This is a genomic window from Idiomarina sp. MD25a (assembly GCF_001870515.1).
Lineage (GTDB): Bacteria > Pseudomonadota > Gammaproteobacteria > Enterobacterales > Alteromonadaceae > Idiomarina.
In genome coordinates this window covers 528,881-552,970 of sequence record NZ_MDGT01000003.1, presented here as the reverse complement: position 1 = coordinate 552,970, position 24,090 = coordinate 528,881, and the positions used below count along the sequence as shown (strand labels likewise).

Genomic DNA, 24,090 nt, shown 5'->3' with positions numbered 1-24,090 from the left:
TAACGATCACTCAGTAAAAGGGAAAGATTAACGGTATAAACAGTAAACTTAATACAACATAAACAATCGCCACAGGCACACCACATAAAACGAAGTGTTTCAGTCGATAGTTGCTGGCGTTAAACACCATTAGGTTAGTTTGGTAGCCATAGGGCGTTATGAAGCTAGCAGAAGCCGCAAACGCAACACCTAACACGATAGGCATCGGATCAATGCCCAAGCCTGTCGCTAAGCTATAAGCAATGGGGAACATGAGCGCAGCGGCGGCGTTATTGGTTACAATCTCAGTCAATACATAGGTCAACAAGAACACGCCCACTAACAGTATATAGGGCGAACTGTTAGTTAATGTGGCTCGTGCCCAATCTGATAACAACTGCGCACTGCCCGTCGCATCCATTGCCTCTGCCAAACACAGCGCACTCGAAACGATCACCCAAATTTCGATAGGGAAACGACGCTTAATTTCGTTACTATTCAAACAGCCTGTCATCAGCAAGGCAGATAATAAAAACAGCATGCTGTAAAACAAGGATGTGCCGGTAATAACCGAACCTGCGATAGCGGCTAAGAAGCCCCATAACGTCAGTTTTTCGCGCCAGCCACTAAGCATCGAGTCGGGCTCTACGCCGCTCAACACATAAAAGTTCTTGGTGATGTTAGTACGCGCAGAAAAGTCGGGACCTGTTGCCAGTAATAGGAAGTCGCCCGCTTGTAGGTGCACTTCACCTAGTTTGCCCGAAATCGCCTCACCCTCGCGACGAATCGCCACTACGGCGGCGTCAAAGCGTGCACGGAACCCCGAGGATTTCAACGTTTTACCGATGAGCACCGATTCTTCTTTTACGATGACTTCGGTGAGTTCTTGAGTTTCTAACCCATGATCATCGGCAAACAATCGCAAGCCATCAAATTGCGATAAAGTTTTCACTTTAGTGACATCGCCCGAGAACAAGAGCTTATCTCCGGCTTGCAGCACATCGTAACGTGCTACAGGACGTAGGTTTTCTTGCCCACCTTTACGCACAATTTCGGCTAAAAACAGTTCGTCTAAATGCCGCAAACCCGCCTCGTCAACGTGTTTACCCACTAACGGAGAATCCGCATCGAGCTCGGCTTCAACGTAGTACTCTTTTATATCGTCTTGCTGACAGCCGTCATTAGGTAACCAACGGCTCACGATAAACAGTGTAATACTGCCGCCGGCGACCACCGCAAGCCCTACCAGGGTGAAATCAAAAAAACCAAAACCTGGGTGTCCCGTATCGGTGAACATTGAGTTGACGATAAGGTTAGTAGAGGTACCAATCAGCGTTAAAGTACCGCCCATGATTGAGGCATAAGAGAGTGGGATCAGCAGCCTCGATGCAGCCACGCGTTTATTATTGCGTACCGAATTCAGTAAGGCAGCAACAACAGCCGTATTATTGAGTACCGACGACGCCAGCGCGCTAACACCAATGGTGCGCATCACACTGGCGGGCTCAGAGTCGGTAAATAAAAAGCGGCTCACGCGCCGCAGTAAGGAGGTTTTTTCTAACGCAAACGAAATAAGCACCAACATAATCAGGGTGATAAGCCCTGGATTCGCCGCATTACTCAATAGCTCATCGGCGTTCACCCAACCCACTAAAACAGTGACCAGCATGGCGCTACCAAAAATCTTTACAGAATGCGCTTGGTAGCGAACCAGCAGCCCCACCATCACAGCGAGCAGTGCGATCAATCCCAGGGTGTCACCCATAGTAGCGCGTCTCGTCTAGTATTATAAGTTGCGCAAATCCTTCGCACCCCAATGTGGGAAGTGCTTACGGATTAAAGCGTTCAGCTCAAGCTCAAACTCACTAAAGTCGTTAGGCTCGCGCTCACCCTCATCGGATGAAAGGGCTTCATCGACCATACCCGCAGCCACGGTCACGTTGGTCATGCGGTCGATGATGATAAACGCGCCGGTTTCCTTATGGCTTTGATACGCATCAAAGACCACAGGGTCATGCACGTGCACATCGACTAAGCCAATTTCGTTTAATTCAAGCTTACCCGCTTCTTTTTCTTTTAAGGTATTCACATCAATTTGATGATGAACCGCGGTCACTTCACCGCGCGTTAACTTAGAGTTGAACTTAATGTAGTACTCGCGGTGCGGCTCCATGGCTTTTTCATGCATCCACACGACTTTAGCGCGCATACGGTTAGACACATGCGGCAAGTTGTCCTTGCGCACGATCATATCACCACGGCTGATATCAATTTCGTCATTTAATGTTAACGTGACCGCCATCGGCGCAAAGGCTTCTTCCAGCTCACCATCAAAAGTGACGATCGATTTAATGGTGCTGATTTTACCCGAAGGTAAGGCGCGTACCGTATCGCCTACTTTTACGCTACCTGATGTGATAGTGCCCTGAAAGCCACGAAAATCCGAATTTGGACGACAAACCAATTGCACTGGCATACGGAACTGATCGGTATCTTGTGCACGTTCAATTTCAGCAGTCTCAAGATACTCCATCAAAGTTGAACCACGGAACCAGTCCATTGCGTCACTCTTGTTCACAACATTGTCGCCTTTAAGCGCAGAGATAGGCACAAAGCGAATATCCGGGATCTCAAGCGAGCCAGCGAGTTTTAAATAGTCGTCTTGGATTTGCTTATAGACCTCTTGCGAGTAGTCCACCAAATCCATCTTATTAATGGCGACGATAACGTGCTTAATACCCAGCAACGAGCAAATGTAGCTGTGACGACGGGTTTGCGTTTGTACGCCTTGGCTGGCATCAATCAAGATAACCGCAAGATCACAGGTCGATGCACCAGTCGCCATGTTACGTGTGTACTGCTCATGCCCTGGAGTATCAGCAATAATAAATTTACGTTTATCGGTCGAGAAGTAACGGTAAGCCACATCAATGGTGATGCCCTGCTCACGTTCCGACTGCAAACCATCAACCAACAACGCAAGGTCGACTTCATCGCCCTGCGTGCCCGACTTCTTACTGTCTTCAGTAATCGCCGCCAATTGGTCTTCAAAAATCATTTTACTGTCATGTAGCAAACGGCCGATGAGTGTACTTTTACCATCATCTACACTGCCACAGGTGATAAACCGCAACAGCTCTTTGTTCTCATGCTGCTGCAAATAAGCCAAGATGTCTTGTTCGATAAGCGGTGATGCGTGACTCATTAGAAGTACCCTTCCATTTTCTTCTTCTCCATTGAACCCGCGCTATCGTGATCGATAACTCGGCCCTGACGCTCAGAGGTCTTGGTGAGCAACATTTCCTGAATAATTTCAGGCAAGGTCGCGGCACTCGACTCCACAGCCCCTGTCAACGGATAACAACCCAAAGTACGGAAACGCACCATCTTCATTTCTGGCTCTTCACCGGGCTCGAGCGGCATACGCTCGTCATCGACCATAATCAAAGTGCCATCGCGCTCAACCACGGGGCGCTCTTTCGCCAAGTAGAGTGATGGGATCTGAATATTTTCGAGGTAGATGTACTGCCAAATATCGAGCTCGGTCCAGTTTGATAATGGGAACACACGAATGCTCTCACCTTTATCAACTTTACCGTTATAGATATTCCACAACTCAGGACGTTGGTTTTTCGGGTCCCAACGGTGATTTTTATCACGGAACGAATACACACGCTCTTTTGCACGCGACTTTTCTTCGTCACGGCGTGCGCCACCAAAAGCCGCATCAAATTTATATTTATTCAGCGCCTGCTTAAGCGCTTGTGTTTTCATGATGTCGGTATGTTTAGCGCTACCATGAGAGAACGGACCGACGCCAGCATCCACGCCTTCTTGGTTGATGTATTCAATCAACTCGAAGTCGTATTCTTTTGCCATGCGATCGCGGAACTCAATCATCTCTTTAAATTTCCACGTGGTGTTTACGTGCATCAGCGGAAACGGAATCTTGCCGGGATAGAACGCCTTACGCGCTAAGTGCAACAGCACTGAAGAATCCTTACCTACTGAATACAGCATCACGGGGTTATCAAATTCCGCCGCAACCTCGCGGAAGATTTGAATCGACTCGTTCTCAAGTGCCTTGAGATGGGTTAAACGTTTTTCGTCCATTGGTCTTTATTACCCTAGTTCTAAATATGTATGCAGTGTACTAAATTGTGGGCGTTTCTTCGAATAAGATTACCCGTTATCACTTTCGTCACGCTTGAGCTTTTAGCATTAAGCGAAATAGTCACTGCCAAGACTATAACCTTGCTTCTCCATCTGTTCACCGCAGGTATCAATAAACACTTGCTTTTGCTCTTGACTCCATTCCAACTCATCAAAGTCGAGTGCTTTTTTGTAGTCCGATGTTTTCTGCGGGCTTTGGTACTGCAGATACTCCAGCGCACGTTGTTGTTGAACTTCAGACAAACCGAGCCAGTCCGATAATTCTTTAGTAATAGCGTCTGGCTCACATGCTAGACGAAACTGGTCAATTTCGAAATGCCAATCTTTAGCACACAGCTCGCGAGTATTAAGTCTTACTGCCTGCCCCCAAACGATAAAGGTTTGACGCCACTGAATGCAGTGAACGTCAAATCCAACCTGCGGGAATTTTTTAACACGCGAAATCACGTTTTCTATTCCTCGCCGCTTACAAAAAATTACCTTCGCATTTGGGTATGCCCGCAGCATAAGCCATAAAGCCTGAATATTGGGACCTCCCGGCGTTTTATCGAGCACCAAGCTATCCCCATAAAACTGTCGATGAAGGCGTTTAAGTAACTGTATAACGTTCATCTGCATATCTGCAGGCGTTATTTCGTTGACCAGCATACCATCAATATTGCGGGCAGGACTTTCTAAGAGCGCCTTCTGGGCACTCTCAACTAATGAGATGATTATCTCGGCAAGATGCGACTCGCCATGAATAACCGTGTCAAAGGCTCTTTGGACAGCATTACCAACTGCTGTTGTGCCACTGCGTGGCGAACCAACAACAAAAACCACATTTTCGGGTCGGTAAGTTAACGCCATAGCGCACGAAAATAAAGGCGTTACTGTTTGGGCATCGGTTTCCAAAACGACTTCGAAGCTGATATCGCGTGCTGGAACCTCGATAGTCGGTAAGTCAATAAACGCGAAATCTCCTTGGCGTTTAATCTCAATAGTTTGATTTAATATGGGGTAGTTGTAACTTCGAAGAAAGCAATCTTTGCAAGACTTTGCAAAATCCCCCTTTAGTACCGCACGCCCTAAATTAACCTTCTCGGCTTCGACATATCCGGCCATAGGAAACTTGAAATTAAGATGTTCCCTTCTCTCATTAGATACAACAATGTATTGATGCATGTTTTACAACTTCTTACGCAGAAAAGTACAACGGTAAATGTTCAGCAAGCGCCTCTCGTATCGTCAGAGGCGGCTTAATATTCAAGCGAACCTGTTCTGATAACTCGGGCTCTTCGATAACACGAGTGAGTGCTTCTGCTAACGCCACCGGGCTTCCGACTCGAAACGTTAAACCATTGACCTCATGTTCAACTTTTTCAACCATACCGCCTATATCGCTTACGATTAGCGGTAAATGGTTTGCTTGTGCTTCCTGAATAACCATTGGTGAGTTTTCCCACCAAGTTGAAGGCACCACAGCCCAGTGCATAGTGCTCATAATGCGGGTCAGCTCATGAGGCTCGTAGCTTCCAACAAAAGTTACATGACGTTTGATCGGTTTAATAAGCTTTTTAATTTTTCGTTGGAAATCCGACGTCTGCTGGTCAAAATTAGCACCATGAATTTCTAAATGAAGTTTGCTTCGTACCGAAGGTTCTAATAAACCGATCGCCTTCAACAGCACATCAATACCTTTAACCGGATTCAACTGACCAAAATACCCTAGTTTTATGACATTTTGAGGTCGCTTTTCTGGAGCCTGGTCTAAAGGTAACTGGCCATTCTCAATAACATGAACTTGCTCGTTCGCAAGCCCCCAATCAACATAGCGCTGTTTAAGAAATTTGGATGGAGAAACAAAGTGATCAACGTGCGCAAATTGCTGCTTTATATAATGCTCTCGTAATAAAAAGTCGCCAGGCTCAAAGTCTGGGAAGCATCGGTTGCAGTCACGGGCATTTGCCTTATAGCACAGCTTGCCATTGGTCTTTAGCATTTGCCCATGTTGGTGGCAGATAGCTAAATACTCATGCAACGTGAGTATAACTCTGCAGTTCGGTAATACGTTTTTTATCACCTGAAAAATCTCGACACCTAATAAAAAATAATGGTGGAGATGAACGATATCGGGCTTCACTATTGAGAGAAGCTCGGCAAAGTCTTTCCAAAGATGACGCGTTTTAACGTTTGAAAAGATAAACCCATCATCCATGTTTGTATGGAACAAAATCTCACGCCCATCAGCACGGTGAGAAAAAGCAGCACCACCATGAGGCGCTAACTGCGTACGTGCGAGAAAGTAGGCGTCACTTCCTTGGTCTCGCAGTTCCTTGTACAAGCGATACGCGGCTATTTCAGCACCGCCTTTATTAAAGTCAGGATGTCCATGGGCGATCATTAATAACCGCTTTCCTTTTAATGGTTCCATTACGCTTGCCACCCCGAGTCGTATTTGTCTATCAATGTATCTATCGAATCATTCCATTTTTGATGTTGGTATGCTGCATTGGCAAAAGTCAGCTTTTGTTTCCAGTTATCACCGCTAACTAGACCTTGTGACAGTCGCTCTAAGTGAAACAGCTTCACGGTGCCCGATACATAGTTTTGGTAGCCCTTCGCTGCAAACTTCATGCACAAATCCGAATCCTCGAAATCGCCAATAACGAAACGATCGTCAAAACCACCTAACTCACGATAGAGGTCTGTGCGCATTAACATGCACGCACCGGTTGTAAGCAGCACAGGACGTGCATTAGGTAAGTCTAACAAAGCGACAGGAACCCCTTTGTAAGGGTGATGGTTAAGATAAATTCCAGGTACATTAGGTTCAGTCGTAAACTGCATTCCACAATGCTGGACAGATTCATCTTCATAAATCAGCGTTGCACCCAGTATACCGGGGCTATTCAGTGAGTCGAATTGCTTACATAAATCAGTCAACCACCCAGAGCGAGTGGGTAGAATGTCTGAGTTGAGCATTAATAAGAGCTCACTGCTAGCAAACGCTGCGCCCTGATTATTGGCGCCCGCAAAGCCGAGGTTTATATCCAAGTAGACCACTTTGAAAGGCATCGAAAATGTCTGCGATAAGCCATGAGCCGTCACTCTCACCTCATGATCAAGCATCGGGTCATCTAACACATAGATCAGTTCGATGTCTTTCATTGCCTCATCCGCTGAAAACGCAGATAGTTGAAACTGCATAAAGTCGTACCGGCCATACAATGGAACGACAACTGAGCAACGAGGGTTCTCCGGCATACGCCCGTACGTCAAACACTCTGCGTGAACGCTTGATTGACGGGATTTCCAAATTTTCTGAATCGCGGGAAGAACCTCCCGCTGACAGTCGTCGACCCAACTTGATTTGCTTAAGTTGATACGACTGACATAGTTTTTAATTTTTTCGACATCGGGTTCGAGTGGGCGTGCACTTTTCAGTTCAATGTGTTCATTCGCAGCAGTATCGAGCTCGACATGGTGTTTTTTTAGAAACGCTACCGCGGAAGAGCGTTCAGCGCCAATATGATTAAGCAGTTGATCGACTGTGCGTGATACCTGAAAGCGATGTTTACTTAACTCGACAGTGCGATCACCTAAAACCAATCGCAGTTTATCCATACTCGACTGCTTCGCATTGATAATGGCTAAAAAGCCTTGCACATCTGATGTCGAGGCCACATCAAAATGAGCAGCCACATCATCTCGCGAGTAGGTGAACACCTTTGCATTACAAGCGATACTTCCATCAAAAGCCTGCAGGTCGGTCGAAGACAATTGGCTTTTCTTCATCCAGCCTAAAAGAATCAACTCACCCGAGGCGCTGGTTGCGAAGTCGATGTTAATAAAAGCATCTTTGGCCTGATGTGACTTTTCACCTCGGATTTTTCTGAGCACTTTTCGTATTAATGATTTTGGCATTTTACAATAGCTCTTCGATTAAGCGGTTTAAGTGCTGTGAAACATTACGCACTTCGTGTAAACGCTCTTCCTTTAATTTAACAAACACTTGTTTGATTTCTGTCGTCGATGTATCCGGCGTTCTTGGTAGATAGACCACTTGGCAAATATTCTCAAGGTCATCGAATTTGCCCGCCCAATCGTCACCCATCGCAAAAATGGTCGCTTCTTCACGCATAATATCGTGTCGCTTTTGTTCCCAGTTTTCTTCAGGGAAAACGTCATCGACATATTGCGTCGCTAACAAGATTTCTTTGCGATGCTCGTAAGGGAACACGCACGACTTGCCCTTGAGTTCGTTAAACGCGTCGGTCGATAAACCTACAACGAGCCGATCCCCTAAGTTTCTGAGACGCTTCAACAGGCGAACGTGACCTACGTGAAATAGGTCAAAAGTGCCATATGTAATTACGGTTTTCATTTTATTATTATCCTTATTCAAGGTCCCAAGGCCACTCATGAAATTCGTCGGGCGTATGCCAGGTGGCTCCATACCGCTCTTCTAAAAAGGCATGGGGTTTATGAGGGATCGGGAAGCGCTCTTCATAGAACGTGATTTCGTCACGTTCGGCAAGGATTTCTGCCGATATCCCCCTAACTTTCATCTTTTCCATGTGCAGTTTGGCTTGATCCTTCTCGATCCAATAAGGGAATACATCCAGCACAAATTTTGACTCGGTATCTCGAATATGTCGGTTTAAATTATGGTTCTCAGCACCGATTTTATAGCCTCGTTCTTTAAGCTGGCTGCACAGTTCATTCATGTTTTTTTCGACACTTGCGCGACTGTCGCCACCGACGTTAATCAAAATATCAACATCGTCATCATGACCAATAAAAGCGTTATCCCTAACAGCCCCGAGTAAAGTGCCATAGGCAAGCACGGGTTTGGTATTCAGCGCTTCTAGTTCGGCCATGATCTTCTTCATGGCGCGGATATTTTTCTTGGGATTTAGCAGAAGCTTACTGCGTGCCGCCACACCATGCTTCGTTATCATTACGATATCGCCGCCTTGAGCTTCCCTAATCCGGTTAACTTCAGACTCGAGTTGCTTAATACTCGCCTTGGATTTTAATAAAACAGAAAATTCGCGCGGGTTTACCCTAAACCGGTTTTCCCAACACACTGAAAGACAATGCGCCAGTATTTTAATCTCATTATCAAAATCAGGTTTAGATTGCTCTAAGGGCTTACGAGACCACATAGGTAAGATCTGCAAAAAGCGTTGAAGCGTTTTAATAGGAAGCTTTTGTTTTTCTTTAACTTGCACCCGCTCGAGATAGTCTACTGCATCACGCAACAATTTGCTGCGTGTGTAACCACGTGAAAATAGCGGAAACTGTTCAAGCAAAGGGGCTAGCAACTCTCGCTTTGACTCTGATAGTTCACGATGATAAAGCGTTTGCCATTCATTTTCATCAGCACTGGGCGTCACACTTACTTGAATAAGGTCACTTCGTTTTCCCCATTCATCTTGTCGGTTCAGTACCCGAATTTCCTTTAAGTTCTTGGGGGTCTTAAATTCGACTTGCCACCACGGCTGAACTTCTGCTTGCGTGTGAAACTTCTCAGCTCGCAACATTTTGGTCGGGTCATCGTTTTCTCTTTGGCTACTCACGGAAACTCGTTTGACTTGGTTAGCCCCCATCTTATTACCATTATCGAGAATAAACTCGACCCCGGTTAAGTTCAAAAAGTCGCGTTTAGAGCCAACACGCGTCAACATGACCTTTTTAATTTTATGCTGAGGTCCCGGTATCGATAGTGCCAACGAACGGTCGGCAGAGAAAAAACCAAACGAGGGTAAAACTTCATATAAACCAGGCCGGGCGATACCTAGCACTTTTTTTAGCTTTCGATATAGCGTCATTATGCTTTCAAATATTCCATTAATGCGTGTTTTAACACAGGAAGCAAGCGTTCAACATCCACTTGGGGCTGTGTATCTAAAGTAAGCAACTGCTGCACCTGCTCTTTCGAGAGATTTGTTACAGCTTGAAGATCACTATGATAACTTTTTGTGAAGTTTTTTAGAAAGCCAAATGAGGGAAATTTTTCAAAAATTTTAGCGTGACTGGTCTCTAAGCCCAGATTGCGTAATATTTCGTTGGCTTTTGGCGGAGTTTGCGAAGGTAGAAGATTTCCATAATAACTGTTCCACATCACATTGAGCTGCGTATCTAGCGCGCTAGGGCTTTTATTTACGCGTTCCAATTGTTCAAGTCTTTTAATACGACGAGCAGATAGCCCTAAGTGACCAAAAAAGTCAGATACAGTGTCTAAGCCTGGCTCGTAATACTTAACACATAACTGGCTAGGATAGTTCTCAGCGAAGGGCTTTAGTAGCCGTTTATAGTCAAAAAAGCCTCTTCTCAACTCAAGGTAATCGTTAAATGATTGCTTGTAATTCCAGCGTTTAACGAACTCACGGTAATGACTGCGGGCATAGTCGTATACATTTCTAAGATAAAATACGGTCTCAAACTCAAAGTCCAACTCGGCTGACAACGCATCAATCAGTTGCTTAAACGCCTTAAAGCCACCGGGCCTAGACCAAGCCTCCGACGATAGTAAGACCGTCTCACAGTCACATGTCTTTATCTCATGAACTAGCTCAGTTACAAGGTCCGCCCACTCAGGTTTTTTGATCTCATACATCAGCCGAGAGTGTCTGTACCCAATTTCTTCAGCATTGTCAGAAATACCTGTACTTGGATAGTAGATACCCCACTTACGAAGCAAAATACGATTATGCCAAGCCATGTTTTGAATACTACTTGTGCCTGTTTTAAAGAAACCGCAGTGGAATATGAGCCTTAACAATGTTAGAAGTCCTGCACCTGAAAGTTATCGAAATACGCACAGTCTACCTTAAGTTGCCCCTTTTCGTCGCGTGGGGCGTGTGAGGGAGTGCTACCACCATGAAAAGTATTGAACATAAATCTCTGTATCAACGACCTCTTATGTCCAGAGGCTCTAAACTGAATGTTTTCATGTGAAACCACCTCCTTACCGTTGACTAATATTTTAAAAAATCCGTTCGCCGCGGAAGTTGGATAATTAAGAGACAAGATGTACGTCAGACGATAGTAACGGCCTGTTTCAAATTTAAATCCCTTCGCATTGCGGGAGGTACCATACTTATGAGGAAGTTTTTGATGATATAAGTAGGTAGCAAGTCCACCGTCTGCCAGCCAGATGCCTCGAGCACTCCAACCGTTCGGATTAACTTTGTTCCCTCCTGTAATTGGCGAAAATGGACCTAGCCCGTGTAGCTTTCCCCCTTTCGCGAAGTCAAAACCCTCGCAAAACCGCACATCAAAACTTAATTTGTAGGAGCGTCCAGGGTCGGGGATTGGGTAGTCAAGCAACACTCTTTTACTACCTCTCTCATACCCATAATAATAAACCTTAACGCCACGCGATCCTTGCGTTCCAACATTGGGCAAAATTTTAGTGTGAGGTATACGTTTTATTGATAAATATAAGGGTGTGTCTTGAGAGTCATCAAATGATTCACCGAGTTGCTCACCTTGTATAGCGCAACTCGATAAAAGGATTAATAAACTGGTTAAATATAGTTTTCGGAGCATAACCAAACTTCAAAATTAAGTGTGAAGCCCGCACTCCCTTTTTAACCCAAAAAAGCGAGTATCTTTCTCATCCATGCCCTCTGTTAAAGGTCTTGAAGTATGCCAATCACCTACTGAAACATACCCTTGCTCCCAGAGGGGGTGATATGGGAGGTTATGTTTAACCAAGTACTCGTGAATTTGCTTATTAGTCCAGTCAATTAACGGATATATTTTAAAACGTCCATCGATACGTGTCTCAATAACCGACTTACTTGAACGATAATCTGACTGTTCACGCCTCAGCCCGGCAAACCATGTGCGTACGCCCATATCATCGAGAGCTTCTTCCATAGGTTCGACCTTCATCAACTGATTGTACTTATCAATCCCCTCTTCACCTTGCTCCCATAGTTTACCCAGCGTAGCTTCAAGCCGAGCAGGCGTCATCGAGGAAGATACGACTTTGAGGTTCAAATTTAAACGTTTGTCTAATTGCTCCATAAACTGATACGTTTCTTTAAAAAGATAGCCCGTATCAACAAGTAAAACTGGAATTTCGGGGTAGATTTTGGTGACAAGATGAAGTAAAACGGCAGATTGGATGCCGAAGCTTGAACTCAGCATGAACTCGCCAGGAAGCTTATCTAACGCCCAGCTAACCCGCTCTTCTGCTGGCGCTAGCTCTAGCCGGCGGTTTTCTTTCTCAACTGACAAGTGTTCATACTTATCAAATGCCATCCTTTACTCCACAAACGTTTATTAGTTGTTGAATGCTACATCAAAACTGAAATTCAGTATAGACGAAGGAGCATTCTAATACTCACTAAAGTACGTTTAAAGGAACTTTTAAGTAAACATTTCCATCACTGGACGCTGGAGGCATGCGACCGGCGCGCATATTTACCTGAACTGCAGGTATAATTAGCTTGGGCATCGATAACTTATTATCTCGTTCTGTGCGCATTGTTACGAAGCTATCCTCGTCAGCCTCACCACCGACATGGATGTTCTTAGCTTTTTGCTCTTCTACAGAAGTGATGTAAGCGACTTTACTCCGAGTTGAAGTCGCGTAATCGTGGCAAACAAATATACGCGTCTCATCAGGAAGCGAAAGAATGCGTTGAGCAGATTGATAAAGGACGCGTGGATCTCCACCCGGAAAATCGCACCTTGCGCTACCAAAGTCCGGCATAAATAGTGTATCTCCGACGAACGCAGCATCACCGATAACATAAGTCACACATGCTGGAGTATGCCCTGGAGTATGAATAACTCTGACGTCTAAGCTACCAATTCGAAACTCAGTATCGTCTTCAAACAACGCATCAAACTGGCTTCCATCTCTTTCAAACTCAGTGCCGGAATTAAAAACCTTGCCAAATATCTCCTGAACTTCAATGATCCGGTTACCAATTCCGAGCTTAGCATTGGTCTCTTTAGCTAACCATGGAGCTGCTGAAAGGTGATCAGCATGCACATGGGTTTCTAACACCCATTCAACAGTGAGAGCATTTTCCAGAACAAAATCCAAGATTTTGCTTGCTGAGTGTGTAGAGGTTCTTCCCGCCGCAAAGTCAAAGTCGAGCACAGAATCAATTATTGCACACGATGACGATTGTGGATCCTGCACTACGTAGCTGAATGTATTCGAGCTATCGTCAAAAAATGGAGTAACTAACGGTTGATTCATAACTACACCTCTATTACTACGTAAATTCTACAGCACCATTACTACATTTTTAATCTATTGAATTTACTAACTTTTCGTATTACCGCGTTGAGAGTTGCTTCCGAAAATACGAGTGATAGCGTGAACTGCGGCATCATTCTCTCGCTTCACTCTTCTTAAAACTCTAAGCTCTTGTTCGCCTGATGATAATGTTTTGGCGAGAGATTCGTATTTATCCCGTAGTTTTCGATTTTCATTTCTTTGTCTGACACTATCATATGCGCAGTTCAACCATCCATCAAACCCCTCCATTTCTATCACACATTTCTCAGTAACTTCTAAGATTTTCTCTCTATCAAACTGAACTCCATTTGCATCGCGTAAGGCTTTGTATAGTCTTTTAACATGCATATTCTTTATTTCTACTGAATTGTTCTGACTTCGATTTAAACTAGGTTCTATGATATCTATAGCTTGCTCGACCGAACTATCGTCAATTCCTAAGAAATTACAAAGACTCATTAAAATTTCTGAGCGGGCATCAGTGAAAAGCATTTCGTAATGAACAATAAACACGTTTCCACCAGTATATTTAAGCGCATTAGTTGTGTTAGTCAGCCACCCTAGCTCCGTGAGTGAAGATGAGTTCTTGAAGTTATTTTTCCTAGACTCTATAACTGACTTTGGCGATCTAACACATAGGACGAACTTAGGAGAAAGATCTAGGCTATTAAAAATAGGAAATAGAGAAGGCAAGAAGTTTGACAAAACCGGATCTTTAAAAGCAAAACAAGTGGCTTCTGGCTGACTCTCCAACTCCCTTAATAATATCTGCTCTATTTCCTTCGAATAACGGCGTTCCAGAGTCTTACCTTTTGGAAAAGGTAGTAATCTAGTCATGTTATTTTCAGGAAGAATTCTTCTATCAAAAAGTTGCGCTAAGTTTTCATCTTCCATTGGCCCCATAGGGTTATGGTGCTTAGGTGGAATAAGGTTCTTGCTAACACTAACACCGAGAGCCCTCATTAAGTGCATCAATAAACTGGTTCCACTACGGCCAGCCCCTAAAACAAGACATAGATTCTTGGTCATAACTCTCTCATTAACGGATAACCAACTTAAGGTTGCGTTTATGCGCTTAAAACTACGTTTAGAATTCTTTGAAGTTGCAGACGGCCAAATTCTTCGTTCATATGAGGGTCAAGATAATTATCAATCTTTTTGTGTGGCCCCCGAGAGAATTCAGGTCTAGTACTGTAACGACTATGTTCGGTTTCTGGCTCTTGAGTTATCAGTCTAGCCCCCATTTTTCGTATGTCGTGCAAAAAAATTTGTTCCACTACATTACAAACATGATCAACTGATACACCAATATCTTCCAATTTATCCGAGATATTTGTATGAGGTGCTTTTGGAGCTGGACATACATACAAATTTTCGTGTTTGAAAAGTTGAACAAGTTGTTCAGATGCAGTGTATTCAACGGTGCCAAACTCGAGATGAGAATTCAGTTCAAATCCACACAAACCATTTATATGGAATTCAGATAACATTCCCTCTGATATAAGAGTACCTTGACAAGAAATAGATCCATTCTTATGAAAATCAAAAGCGTTCAACAAAGGAAACCGATAAAACATATCTACTAACACAACAGCGTCATAGGTAGACAAGTCGATTGACAAATTTGACTCGCGTGACATGCCCTTAAATGTTCTGTTGCTCGACTCGGCATTTTTAGTATCTTGTCGTTTAATAAATACAGGCATATGACCCAAAAAGGAGACTACATTTTTCTCTCGTACTACTTTTCCATCTTTAAAGTCTCGTAACAATGCAGGAGCATTTACTCCGTAAAAATCACAAGTAACATTTTTTAAACTAGTAAAATGACGATAACCCAGTTGAAGGGCACCTAGGAAACTCGTACCAAAAAAACATATTTTCATCTGGCAAAGCCCTCAAGTAATGCTTCTTCGCACATAGGATCTTCATCTATGCCGTCATTAATTGCCTTACCTTTATTACCTGCAGAAGCTTTTGATGAAGAAATAGTATCTAACGGAGGATGCTCTTGAAAAAAGACGCGCATCACTGTGTCTACTCCTTGAGAAACAATATTTCTTTGATCAACATCATAAAATATTCCTCTGAAACATGGAGCTGTAATAATTTCATAACTTGGAAAGTAGTCTATATTCGAATATTTTTTTGTTAACTCTCCAGCAGCTGCCCTTAAAACACTTTTAGAATACGTGGTGCTCAACAATACATGTCCATCCTCTGCAGTGGCAATAAGAGGAACAGGGCTAACTGTCAAAATAAACCTACATGGCTTATCACGATGAGAATTTATTGTGTCCATAAATTTGGTAAAGCTATCAATAACCTCACTACAAGTTTGATTTCTAAACGCATAATTCTCAGGGTCATAGTCACCGGCAATAACACCGGGCGCTATTGGTAAGGCTCTATTCGATTTCAAACATTCCCAATACTCTGTTAGACCAAGAGTAAATACAAAAACATCCATTTCCGTGAAAAGATATCTCAGCTTATCTAGATGATGAAGCCTATGAAAGGTAAGCTCATTTACGGACGAATAGCCCTTTGGTTCAATATTTGGCCTTAGCGCATCATAAAACCTACCGTCCTTGCACCAGAGCGGCAATATCTGATCAGGAGGATCGAAACATTCTGCGGCAAGTTCTTGAAGTTGTCGCGCTGTGTAAATGTTTCCATAGCGAGCTGAATAGGTATTAAAGCCATACTCTTTCAACTTATTTTGTGGAAATTGCGTCGGAGCCTTCTCTACGTCCATGAAATTGTACCCGGCCTCGCTCAATCTCTTAGATATATGTTGTGCAAAACAAGAGCCAGCAGTAGCTATTTTATCCGAAGGTTCTATCTCGTACGCTTTATTGTAGAGGCCTTTTATAGAAAAAACGCTCTGGGATTGAACACCACTCCTCCAAAACCTTCTTTCAGGAATATTTTCGTATGGGTTTTTCATTTTAAGCCTCCAAGGTTACACTGTTCTTTTAGGATAGTAGTAGTTAACATCGCTAACGCGAACACTATCCATTGGAGGAGCTTTCGCCACTACATCGACGCGAATATCTAACTCCTTAAGAGACATTATCATTCGTTTAATACGATCATTTCTGGATATATCTTTACCAGCTAAAATAAGAGCTCTTCTGGCATTTGGCAATAATTGCGCTATGCTTCTCTTTAAAGGTAAACTCTCGTACTCCCACCTATGCAAAAGACCCACTTTAGAGGCATTTCTTTTAAGCCTCATAAAATTATCTAAGACATGAAGCACCGCGTCTTCAAAAGAGCTATCGCCTCTATACTTAATAGAACACCCAACCTCATACTTCCGAACGAAATCACTAATCTCCGTCCCATCATAGCAAATGATCGGAAGACCACACTCAAGAGCATCAAACACTCGATTCGGAAGACATTTCCGATGATTTTCAATAGTAGGTTCAAGTGTAATCAGAGCTAGATCTGCTTCCGTCAAAAAATCTAATACTAGTGACGGATCTAGCATTCCAGTTACGTAAAACCTGCTCTTCAACTGCAAGTCTTCTGCTAACGAGTTAACAAATTCATGCAATTCGTTAACGATATCTCCAACAATAACTAGTTTAAAATGCTCAGGTAGCTTACTGAGTGTATTTAGGCAAGCTTCAATACCACCATGTGAATAAACCCTATTGGGGTATACCATTACGATATCAGAAGAAGAGAGAGAAAACATAGTCCTAATACTATCCACTTCCGAGACTAAATACTCTGAGTTTGGAGCCTGACCGGACCGACTGTTTCTTATGACATCAATTTCTAGAGAGTCATTCTGCTCCCGGTATACAGCGCGTTGACCTTCGCTAGTACTTATCAAATAATCGAATTTACTAGCCACGCTAACCGCGAAAGATAGGGTCAACTGGTCAGAAATAGAACTATTCACTCCACGAGCACGAACTTGCTCACTAGAACGCTGAGAGAAAACCGGGTATTCAACTATATCCAGTATCTTAAAAATATCATGCTGTGACCGCTCGCAAAATTTTAACGCTGCCATCCCCGAACAGTAAGTCTCATGAGCTATAACTATGTCATAATTATTATCATCATGAACCAGCATCAAGATCTCTTCATAAAAGCTGTTTGCCCTATCAACTTGTGAACTCAATAGTTCCTTCATAACGGCGTCTCACTTTTAGTCAATCAATTGGAACTGAAGTAACGTTTTTTAAACTCATTATCCTTGACAGCCCTATTCTTTAGGCCAACTTTAACCATCGAATTATATTTCAAGGCATTGGTGTGATGCTTTTGAAACTTTTCAAAAGCCTCAGCTAAACTGATTTCAAAGATAGAGAGACCATCATCAGACCAAGTATTTTCATGAAGAAGAAGGTGAATTTGTTGATGTTCGAGTAACCCTTTCGTAGAAATATTTTCACGCCACACTTGATTGCTGTCAGATATATACTTAATGTCACGAAGGTATAGAGGATCATATGTATCGATTACGCCATCTATTGAAAAGGCTTTACCGGAACGCATAGGCATATGAGAGGACATTGCATGGACTTTAACATTAAAAAAGCATTCGAATAACTTAATCTGTAATTTTGCCGCAACTACTGGATCTACTTTCATGTCCTCAAATAATGATGCATCATAGTGCAAACCGACATCATGACCTAAAGAAATTATCTCTCTAATTCTCTCAGCCTCGTGTCTGTCAAAGCAATTATAATCACTAGTCTGCAAGAAAAAGAAGGTAGACTTAATACCAAGCTCATGTTCGATTCTTGCAAGAGCTAGTGCTCCTTTAACACTAAACTCAACGTCATGACGCAAAATCACAAATCTCGGAACATCCAAAATCTTAGCACCAAGTCGATAGGCATCTTTAAAAGAAAAAATCTCGTATTCGTTATCCAAAAACGTAAGCAGGCGTCTATAGTTATCATAGCTGAAGTCATTACTATCAAAACTGTGCATAATTTATATATCCCTATTGAATGTAAAGACATTTCCTATTTCAATAATATCCGGATAATCGTGTTTCGTAACCATCACAATTCCATCGCCACAACATACTAAAGTTAAACCATCTTTAGACGAGTAAAGAACCTCTCCAGGTTGACTATCATAATGATCGAAGCACTGAGTACCAATATTAAATGGCCAGACTTCCAACAGTTTAACTTTATCTCCTTTTAAGAAACTAAATGCTCCTGGATAAGGAGTAGTCTGAGCTCGCACGAAATTAGATATTGCTTGCATACTATTCGACCAATCAACACAACCATCCGCCTCAGTTCGCTTATCGAAAAACGTTTCTTGGAAATGTACTGAATTAGCTTTCAATTCCAAATTTCCATTTAAAATATTATTATAGTTATCAATCATGACCTGACTAAATATCAACTGAGCTTTGAGTTGCAAAGTATTTATAGTGTCCTGTGGTTCTATTCTTAAACTTGGAGAAGCTAAAATTTCTCCATCATCTACTTCGGTTCGATATTTGAAAATATTAGCAAACAAATTTGTCTCACCGTTGATTATAGACCAGTTTAACGGCGAACGTCCTTTTCCATAAGGAAGAGGCTTAGGACTGCAGTGCATGCCAAACACGCCATGCTCTACTCTTTCCAACACATAATCTGGTATAATTCGTTGCCATCCAATGGATGCGCCAAACTTGGCTTCTAATTGACTTAGAAAAGCACGGTCTCTTGCAGAGTCAAGCTTGTAGCTGGAAGCCATATATACTGGGACTCCCTTTACCTCACTGAACGTAGAATAAGATGGTACGTTGTTTTTGGACGCGACATCACCTTCTATACTGACAATTAAATCAACTCTAATACCCGCGTTTTGGCAACGTTTTACGAAGTCTTGAGTATTGTGTCTGGTTCCAAAAACGACGAAATCAACATTCATACCTAGTCTCGCTTTTATTACTTTCATCTCCACTGCGTAAAATATCAACTTCCTCACTTATTGTACTTATCATTTCTTTTAGCTCATCAATACTATTCGAGGTTCTAACAAAAATAGAATCTTTATTTGGAAAAAGTGTCTTTAAGTCAACCGATTGGTTTTCAGATTTACTTAGCTCTATAACTTTTAATTTATTAAGGTATTGATATTTTCTTTTTAGAAAAAGTAGTGAGTTTAAACTATCCCAATGCATAGGTGTGGAAGTAGTATTTATCGACTGAATAAAATCAATGTCCATATCTAGGCGTTGGAACTGAGCACGATTGTATGCGATGAAGTTGCACCTAATAAAATCATCAACTATTTTACTATAATACTCAAAGCTCCAATCAAACCTCTTGACCAATTCACTTCTTAAACCATCATCTATCAACATCATATTAAAGTAGTCATTACCTGACTCCAATAGAGGATCTGAGTCTATAAATTCAAACCAATTTTTTGGCCTCTTTATATTGACTATAGGTATATTGTTGATATTAGCTATGATCGACAACTGTAGGTCACACATAACTTCCGGTTGAAAGTCCGAAAATTCGGGCCTAATTCTATCATAAAAAAAACCGGTGGCCCCTGTGCCTAACAGGTTAACAAATCTATCGGATTTCATTTCACGAGCAAAGTTAAAAACCTCGACTCTTTCAAAGTACCAATCTAGCGGCTGACCAAGGACTGAACCATGACCACAAACAGCTACGGAATTATTATACTTTTTTAATGTTTCAATCATTGTCCAGATGTAATTATCAGGATAGATAACATCATCATCCATAGAGAAATAGTAACCACCTTCAGCTTGCTCAACGAAATAGAACTTACCGGCTGCAGCAATGTCTTTGTAGCTTGAGCTTAACTTGTATGTTACCTTTTCACATTTAACACAATCAGGTATGTAGTCATAATTATTAAGATAAACAAATACATGATCTACCTGATCTTTAATTTTTTCTAATACCTTATGTAAGCTTTTTGCTCTACTTGGTATTGAGGCAAGTCCTGCGAATATAGGCTGGTCAATCGGAGGCTTCCCCTTTTTATTTTGCGCAGTTCTTAATTTTAGATATTCGGACCAAGTTGTTTCACGATCGCTTAATACAAGATTTCTTTTTTTTGAAAGATTGTATATTTGCTTCATCAACGGTTTACTTCCATTCACTTCGTCCTCTGATATATACTGCGATTGTTGATTATTTTTTTTGGGTGACTCTATACGATTTCTGCTGCTTTTGTGTGAATATTTTCCTTGATCATTGACTCTATTCAACCTATCCAGAGCGTCCTTTAAAAAACCATCGAGCAACAAACTTAAATCTCTAAAATCTTTATCAAAATCGTCGAGGTTAACCTCTAAACTTACTTCATCTTTCAAAACTTGGTTTAACCATCGCCCGTTCTTTGACTCTTCACGTAATACCGTAATAGTAGAATCATTTATAATCTCAACTGTTTCCCTCAATTGTTCGTCAGTAGGTTGCTCAATGAGAAGAATAAAATTGAGTAAATAATGGCTCGAGTTACACAGTATTAGCTTAAGTAAAGGAAGTTTGTGATTATAATTTTTACCAACATTAATTACTATTGTAGCTATGGAATTTTTCAAAATCTAACTCCTACCGTTAGAGATTAGAGCTTAAATAAAAGATCTTTAACAGTTAATGAATATCACATAATAACTAGTCGCTTCTTGGTATTTACTAAGTGATAATATTTTTAATTTATTTATTTAGGAGCCTTGTATTAATAGCAACCTTTTTCTAAATGCCTGAGCCCGCTCTAAGAAGTCCACATCAACAGAAGCTCGTAAACTCTCGGAAAATGGAACCTCGTCTAATAGTGACTTTCTTCCAAAAAACGTTGCTCCGGCTAGATGTACCTGGTTACCTGGGTAGATTAGTGTATCCACCACTTCGATTAGACTAGGGTCTCTGTAAAGAGTCTCATTACTTGCTTCAAAATAAGTAGGCCCCATTTTTTTGCCAATGATATCCAAGTCTGCCGCCCTTGTGTTTAAGACGTAATCAAAGATATAGTTGAGTCCATACTCATCATCATCATCAAGTTTAGCCCAAAATTCGCCGGATGATTCCCGAATCAGCCAGTTTAAACAAAACCCAATATTTCTCTCTGAGCCCAGTTGATAAACTTTAACATTTTTAACTTCCGATTTGAGCTTATGTTCAAAATTTTCGAACTCAGCACCGCTGCAGTTTAGTGCTACAAGAAGCTCCTTATCGGGGTAGGTTTGACGTTTAAAGTTTGCGATTATGGTATCTACAAGCTCGGGCCTCTTTGTAACAGTAATACAGCTCACGCGAGGGGCCTGGGGCTTGCTATCTCGTTTTACTAAATGAAGAACCTCGTTAAGAGAATTCTCTAGGCAATGATAGGTCATCACATATCGCCAGGCCTTTTGAGCATTTAATTTACGTAGCCACGGCTCTCGCTTAAGTTGTTCAAACCGCTCAGCTAGTAGATCTACATTTGTGAAAACTTCAACGTAGGGTAACAACCCACCTAGCAATTCTGTAATTCGAGACTCATCGCTTTCGTGAGCAAAATAGAAGACGTTTGTTTTGGCTGCTAGAGCTTTAAGTATTTGCTTTTTCTGCTGTTCGGGTGACCGAAGTGTCTGTGAAGTAAATAGTGCCACACGAAACTCTTTCAGTGCTTGGTTAAATTGATGTTCATTCAGGCAACCAATTATGACTCTCTGCAGCTCGGGCGTTTCGGTTAACCGTCGCTGGTTGAACTCCCATTTTGTTTCAGCGATGTGAACGCCGTGAGGAAGTAAATTGGCTATAAGCTCTCGGTTATCACTAAAGTGAAGCGTATCAGCCCAGCCGTCATACAACATGTTCAAGTTTGAAAATGATGGCTTTTTTATATGCTTGATTTGATTGTTTATTCTCGGAGCTATCCATACATCGGTCAATTGCCCCTCAATCCCTAGCGTTTGCTTAATAACACCGTGTGCTTCTTTATTTGAAACAAAAAGATGGTCGAACGATGTTATCAAATCGGCAAATACCGGAATATAGATGGAAGATTCTGTAAACCAAAATATTGAAGGTTTTCCTTCGGACGAAAAGCGAGCTTGCCAATCCGAAACCGATGTTAAAAGCTGCTCCTGTAAAGCCGAACTTAGCACTGATTCAGTAATCAAGACATCGTAGCTAGACGGGTCTTTTTGCTCCGAATCGACTAGCATTGTTACCTTACACAAGCTGTTGAGTTCGGCATATAGCTCATTACTACCTATAAAGCCAACTTTTAGCGAATAGGGCCTCTTACTTCTCGGAACAGTAAGACTTTCATCATTGAAGTAAGGGCATTGATGAATAATCCGGTTACTTAGTTCATCCAGTGTGTTTTCTAAAGTGCTTGGGTATGCGTTACGTCGCTCTAACGCCTTTTCTCGTTTGACTCTTCTCTCTTCTTGTATAAATAATTCATCAAACGCACATTCACTACCCAACATGGAGCCTTGCGTACTTTCAAAGTACGTTGCCACCCCAAAAATTGAAGTTAAATCAGCATGTTTTATCAACTGATCGTTTAACACTTTGATTATCGTTATCCAAGAAATGGACGGAGTCAGGAAGGAGCCCTCAATCACTATTACATTTGGATAACGTAGGCGAGTCTGATTACTGAAAGAAGTATTGGTTTTAAATTTTAATAATGTTACCGGAAATTCAGTTCGGATATTCGCCAATTTGCTTGAAATAACGTCAGTCGAAGCATCAGTCTCAATTAACAGTTCAATGCCGACGTCACCTGCCCACCCTCGAAGCTGATGTACTTGCTCATCTAGCGAGGAAACAGTAGGGTTTCTTAAAACAAATGAAAAACCCTCTTGCACAATTTTTACAGGCAGCGAGGGTAAAGGCTTTTCAGCGTAGGTACACCTTCGATACTCTCTATATAGCATCCCGGTTGCTTGACGCTCTCTTTTTGCCTTAAGTGATGCACCCGTGGGGAAGTCGTGGGAGATTACTAGCTCGGGCCAATAGACTATGGACTTACCGTGATTTAACATTCGCATCCGTTCGGCAAGTTCATGTCCTTCATGGCCAAACATGAGTAAATCAAAGCCACCCGCAGCAAAAAAAACATCGCGGCGGACTGTCATGTTCCCCTCTAAATTGAATGATGCTTCTTGAACATAATCCCCTAAGTCATAATGAGGTGATTGTTCACCAGACCCGCCTTTTAAAATTCTTCCACGAGCTCCAATTACATTAGGATCGCTTACAGACTGTATGGCTGACTCAACAAAGTTATCGCTTGGTTCGGAGTCATCATCAACAAACGCGATGACTGTGCCTCTTGCAAAGAAGGCTCCAATATTTCGTGCCTCAGACGGCCCGAAGTTGATGGGATTTCTGATTAGGAGGACAGGAAGTTTTCGTATGAATTTATATAATTTTTTACTAAATCCATTGTCGACAACGATTACTTCGGCCGTTGCACCTGCTTGCTTACATAGAGCTTCAATGCACCCAACAGACTCCATCGTAGCTCTATATAAAACAATAATAATTGATACTGTTGGGACGCCTTTTCGACGACGATCCTCGTGCTTTATCTTCGTATAATTTATAAAGCGCCGATACTGATTAGCTTTATCAAAAGCTTCAGCAAACCGGCGCTCTACGTATAGCTGTCTTGCAGCCTTAAACTGTTTTAAGGCTGCATCCATCGAGGTGGTCATC

General features: G+C 42.2%; 20 protein-coding genes. All 20 read right to left on the bottom strand.

Annotation, left to right across the window (positions count from 1 at the left end):
• Positions 1 to 10: 10 nt before the first annotated feature.
• The 20 genes from BFR57_RS06690 to BFR57_RS06595 all read right to left on the bottom strand — a co-directional run bounded on the left by BFR57_RS06690 (position 11) and on the right by BFR57_RS06595 (position 24,089).
• The gene (locus tag BFR57_RS06690; RefSeq protein WP_071463229.1) at positions 11 to 1,744 is read right to left on the bottom strand and encodes an SLC13 family permease; all 1,734 of its coding nucleotides are present in this window, start codon (positions 1,742 to 1,744) and stop codon (positions 11 to 13) included.
• Between the two features lie 21 nt (positions 1,745 to 1,765).
• Entirely contained in the window at positions 1,766 to 3,184 is a 1,419-nt protein-coding gene (gene cysN / locus BFR57_RS06685) for a sulfate adenylyltransferase subunit CysN (RefSeq protein ID WP_071463228.1), read from the bottom strand.
• The gene (gene cysD / locus BFR57_RS06680) at positions 3,184 to 4,092 is read right to left on the bottom strand and encodes a sulfate adenylyltransferase subunit CysD (RefSeq protein ID WP_071463227.1); all 909 of its coding nucleotides are present in this window, start codon (positions 4,090 to 4,092) and stop codon (positions 3,184 to 3,186) included. The genes cysN and cysD overlap by 1 nt, the downstream gene beginning before the upstream one ends.
• Before the next feature lie 108 nt (positions 4,093 to 4,200).
• Positions 4,201 to 5,316: a sulfotransferase gene (locus BFR57_RS06675; RefSeq protein ID WP_083405069.1), complete on the bottom strand. Its 1,116-nt coding sequence runs from the start codon at positions 5,314 to 5,316 to the stop codon at positions 4,201 to 4,203.
• A gap of 13 nt (positions 5,317 to 5,329) precedes the next feature.
• Positions 5,330 to 6,565, bottom strand: coding sequence for a glycosyltransferase family 4 protein (locus tag BFR57_RS06670; RefSeq protein WP_071463225.1), 1,236 nt, complete (start codon positions 6,563 to 6,565; stop codon positions 5,330 to 5,332).
• Positions 6,565 to 8,058 (bottom strand): glycosyltransferase, encoded by a 1,494-nt coding sequence (locus BFR57_RS06665; protein WP_071463224.1) that lies wholly within the window; start codon positions 8,056 to 8,058, stop codon positions 6,565 to 6,567. Before BFR57_RS06665 ends, BFR57_RS06670 begins: the two co-directional genes overlap by 1 nt.
• 1 nt (position 8,059) lies before the next feature.
• The gene (locus BFR57_RS06660) at positions 8,060 to 8,518 is read right to left on the bottom strand and encodes an adenylyltransferase/cytidyltransferase family protein (protein WP_071463223.1); all 459 of its coding nucleotides are present in this window, start codon (positions 8,516 to 8,518) and stop codon (positions 8,060 to 8,062) included.
• Between the two features lie 13 nt (positions 8,519 to 8,531).
• Positions 8,532 to 9,968, bottom strand: a complete 1,437-nt coding sequence (locus BFR57_RS06655; RefSeq protein ID WP_071463222.1) for a LicD family protein — start codon at positions 9,966 to 9,968, stop codon at positions 8,532 to 8,534.
• Positions 9,968 to 10,861 (bottom strand): hypothetical protein, encoded by an 894-nt coding sequence (locus tag BFR57_RS06650; protein WP_071463221.1) that lies wholly within the window; start codon positions 10,859 to 10,861, stop codon positions 9,968 to 9,970. The genes BFR57_RS06655 and BFR57_RS06650 overlap by 1 nt, the downstream gene beginning before the upstream one ends.
• A gap of 62 nt (positions 10,862 to 10,923) precedes the next feature.
• Positions 10,924 to 11,691 carry a polysaccharide lyase gene (locus tag BFR57_RS06645; RefSeq protein WP_071463220.1) on the bottom strand — a complete coding sequence of 256 codons (768 nt, stop codon included), beginning with the start codon at positions 11,689 to 11,691 and terminating at the stop codon, positions 10,924 to 10,926.
• Between the two features lie 15 nt (positions 11,692 to 11,706).
• Positions 11,707 to 12,411 carry a phosphoadenylyl-sulfate reductase gene (locus BFR57_RS06640; RefSeq protein ID WP_071463219.1) on the bottom strand — a complete coding sequence of 235 codons (705 nt, stop codon included), beginning with the start codon at positions 12,409 to 12,411 and terminating at the stop codon, positions 11,707 to 11,709.
• Between the two features lie 85 nt (positions 12,412 to 12,496).
• On the bottom strand, positions 12,497 to 13,363 hold the full coding sequence (locus tag BFR57_RS06635; protein WP_071463218.1) for an MBL fold metallo-hydrolase: 867 nt from the start codon (positions 13,361 to 13,363) through the stop codon (positions 12,497 to 12,499).
• A 66-nt stretch (positions 13,364 to 13,429) separates the two neighbouring features.
• The gene (locus BFR57_RS06630; RefSeq protein ID WP_071463217.1) at positions 13,430 to 14,434 is read right to left on the bottom strand and encodes a sulfotransferase; all 1,005 of its coding nucleotides are present in this window, start codon (positions 14,432 to 14,434) and stop codon (positions 13,430 to 13,432) included.
• A 38-nt stretch (positions 14,435 to 14,472) separates the two neighbouring features.
• Positions 14,473 to 15,291 carry a hypothetical protein gene (locus BFR57_RS06625; RefSeq protein WP_071463216.1) on the bottom strand — a complete coding sequence of 273 codons (819 nt, stop codon included), beginning with the start codon at positions 15,289 to 15,291 and terminating at the stop codon, positions 14,473 to 14,475.
• A complete protein-coding gene (locus BFR57_RS06620; RefSeq protein ID WP_071463215.1) occupies positions 15,288 to 16,355 on the bottom strand; it encodes a GSCFA domain-containing protein in 1,068 nt (355 codons plus the stop codon). Before BFR57_RS06620 ends, BFR57_RS06625 begins: the two co-directional genes overlap by 4 nt.
• 15 nt (positions 16,356 to 16,370) lie before the next feature.
• Positions 16,371 to 17,561: a glycosyltransferase gene (locus BFR57_RS06615; protein ID WP_071463214.1), complete on the bottom strand. Its 1,191-nt coding sequence runs from the start codon at positions 17,559 to 17,561 to the stop codon at positions 16,371 to 16,373.
• A 23-nt stretch (positions 17,562 to 17,584) separates the two neighbouring features.
• On the bottom strand, positions 17,585 to 18,370 hold the full coding sequence (locus tag BFR57_RS06610; RefSeq protein ID WP_071463213.1) for a hypothetical protein: 786 nt from the start codon (positions 18,368 to 18,370) through the stop codon (positions 17,585 to 17,587).
• Positions 18,371 to 18,373: 3 nt separating this feature from the next.
• Positions 18,374 to 19,315: a formyltransferase family protein gene (locus tag BFR57_RS06605; RefSeq protein WP_071463212.1), complete on the bottom strand. Its 942-nt coding sequence runs from the start codon at positions 19,313 to 19,315 to the stop codon at positions 18,374 to 18,376.
• Entirely contained in the window at positions 19,305 to 20,975 is a 1,671-nt protein-coding gene (locus BFR57_RS06600; protein WP_071463211.1) for a hypothetical protein, read from the bottom strand. Before BFR57_RS06600 ends, BFR57_RS06605 begins: the two co-directional genes overlap by 11 nt.
• 123 nt (positions 20,976 to 21,098) lie before the next feature.
• Positions 21,099 to 24,089 (bottom strand): glycosyltransferase, encoded by a 2,991-nt coding sequence (locus tag BFR57_RS06595; RefSeq protein WP_083405067.1) that lies wholly within the window; start codon positions 24,087 to 24,089, stop codon positions 21,099 to 21,101.
• Position 24,090: the final 1 nt, after the last annotated feature.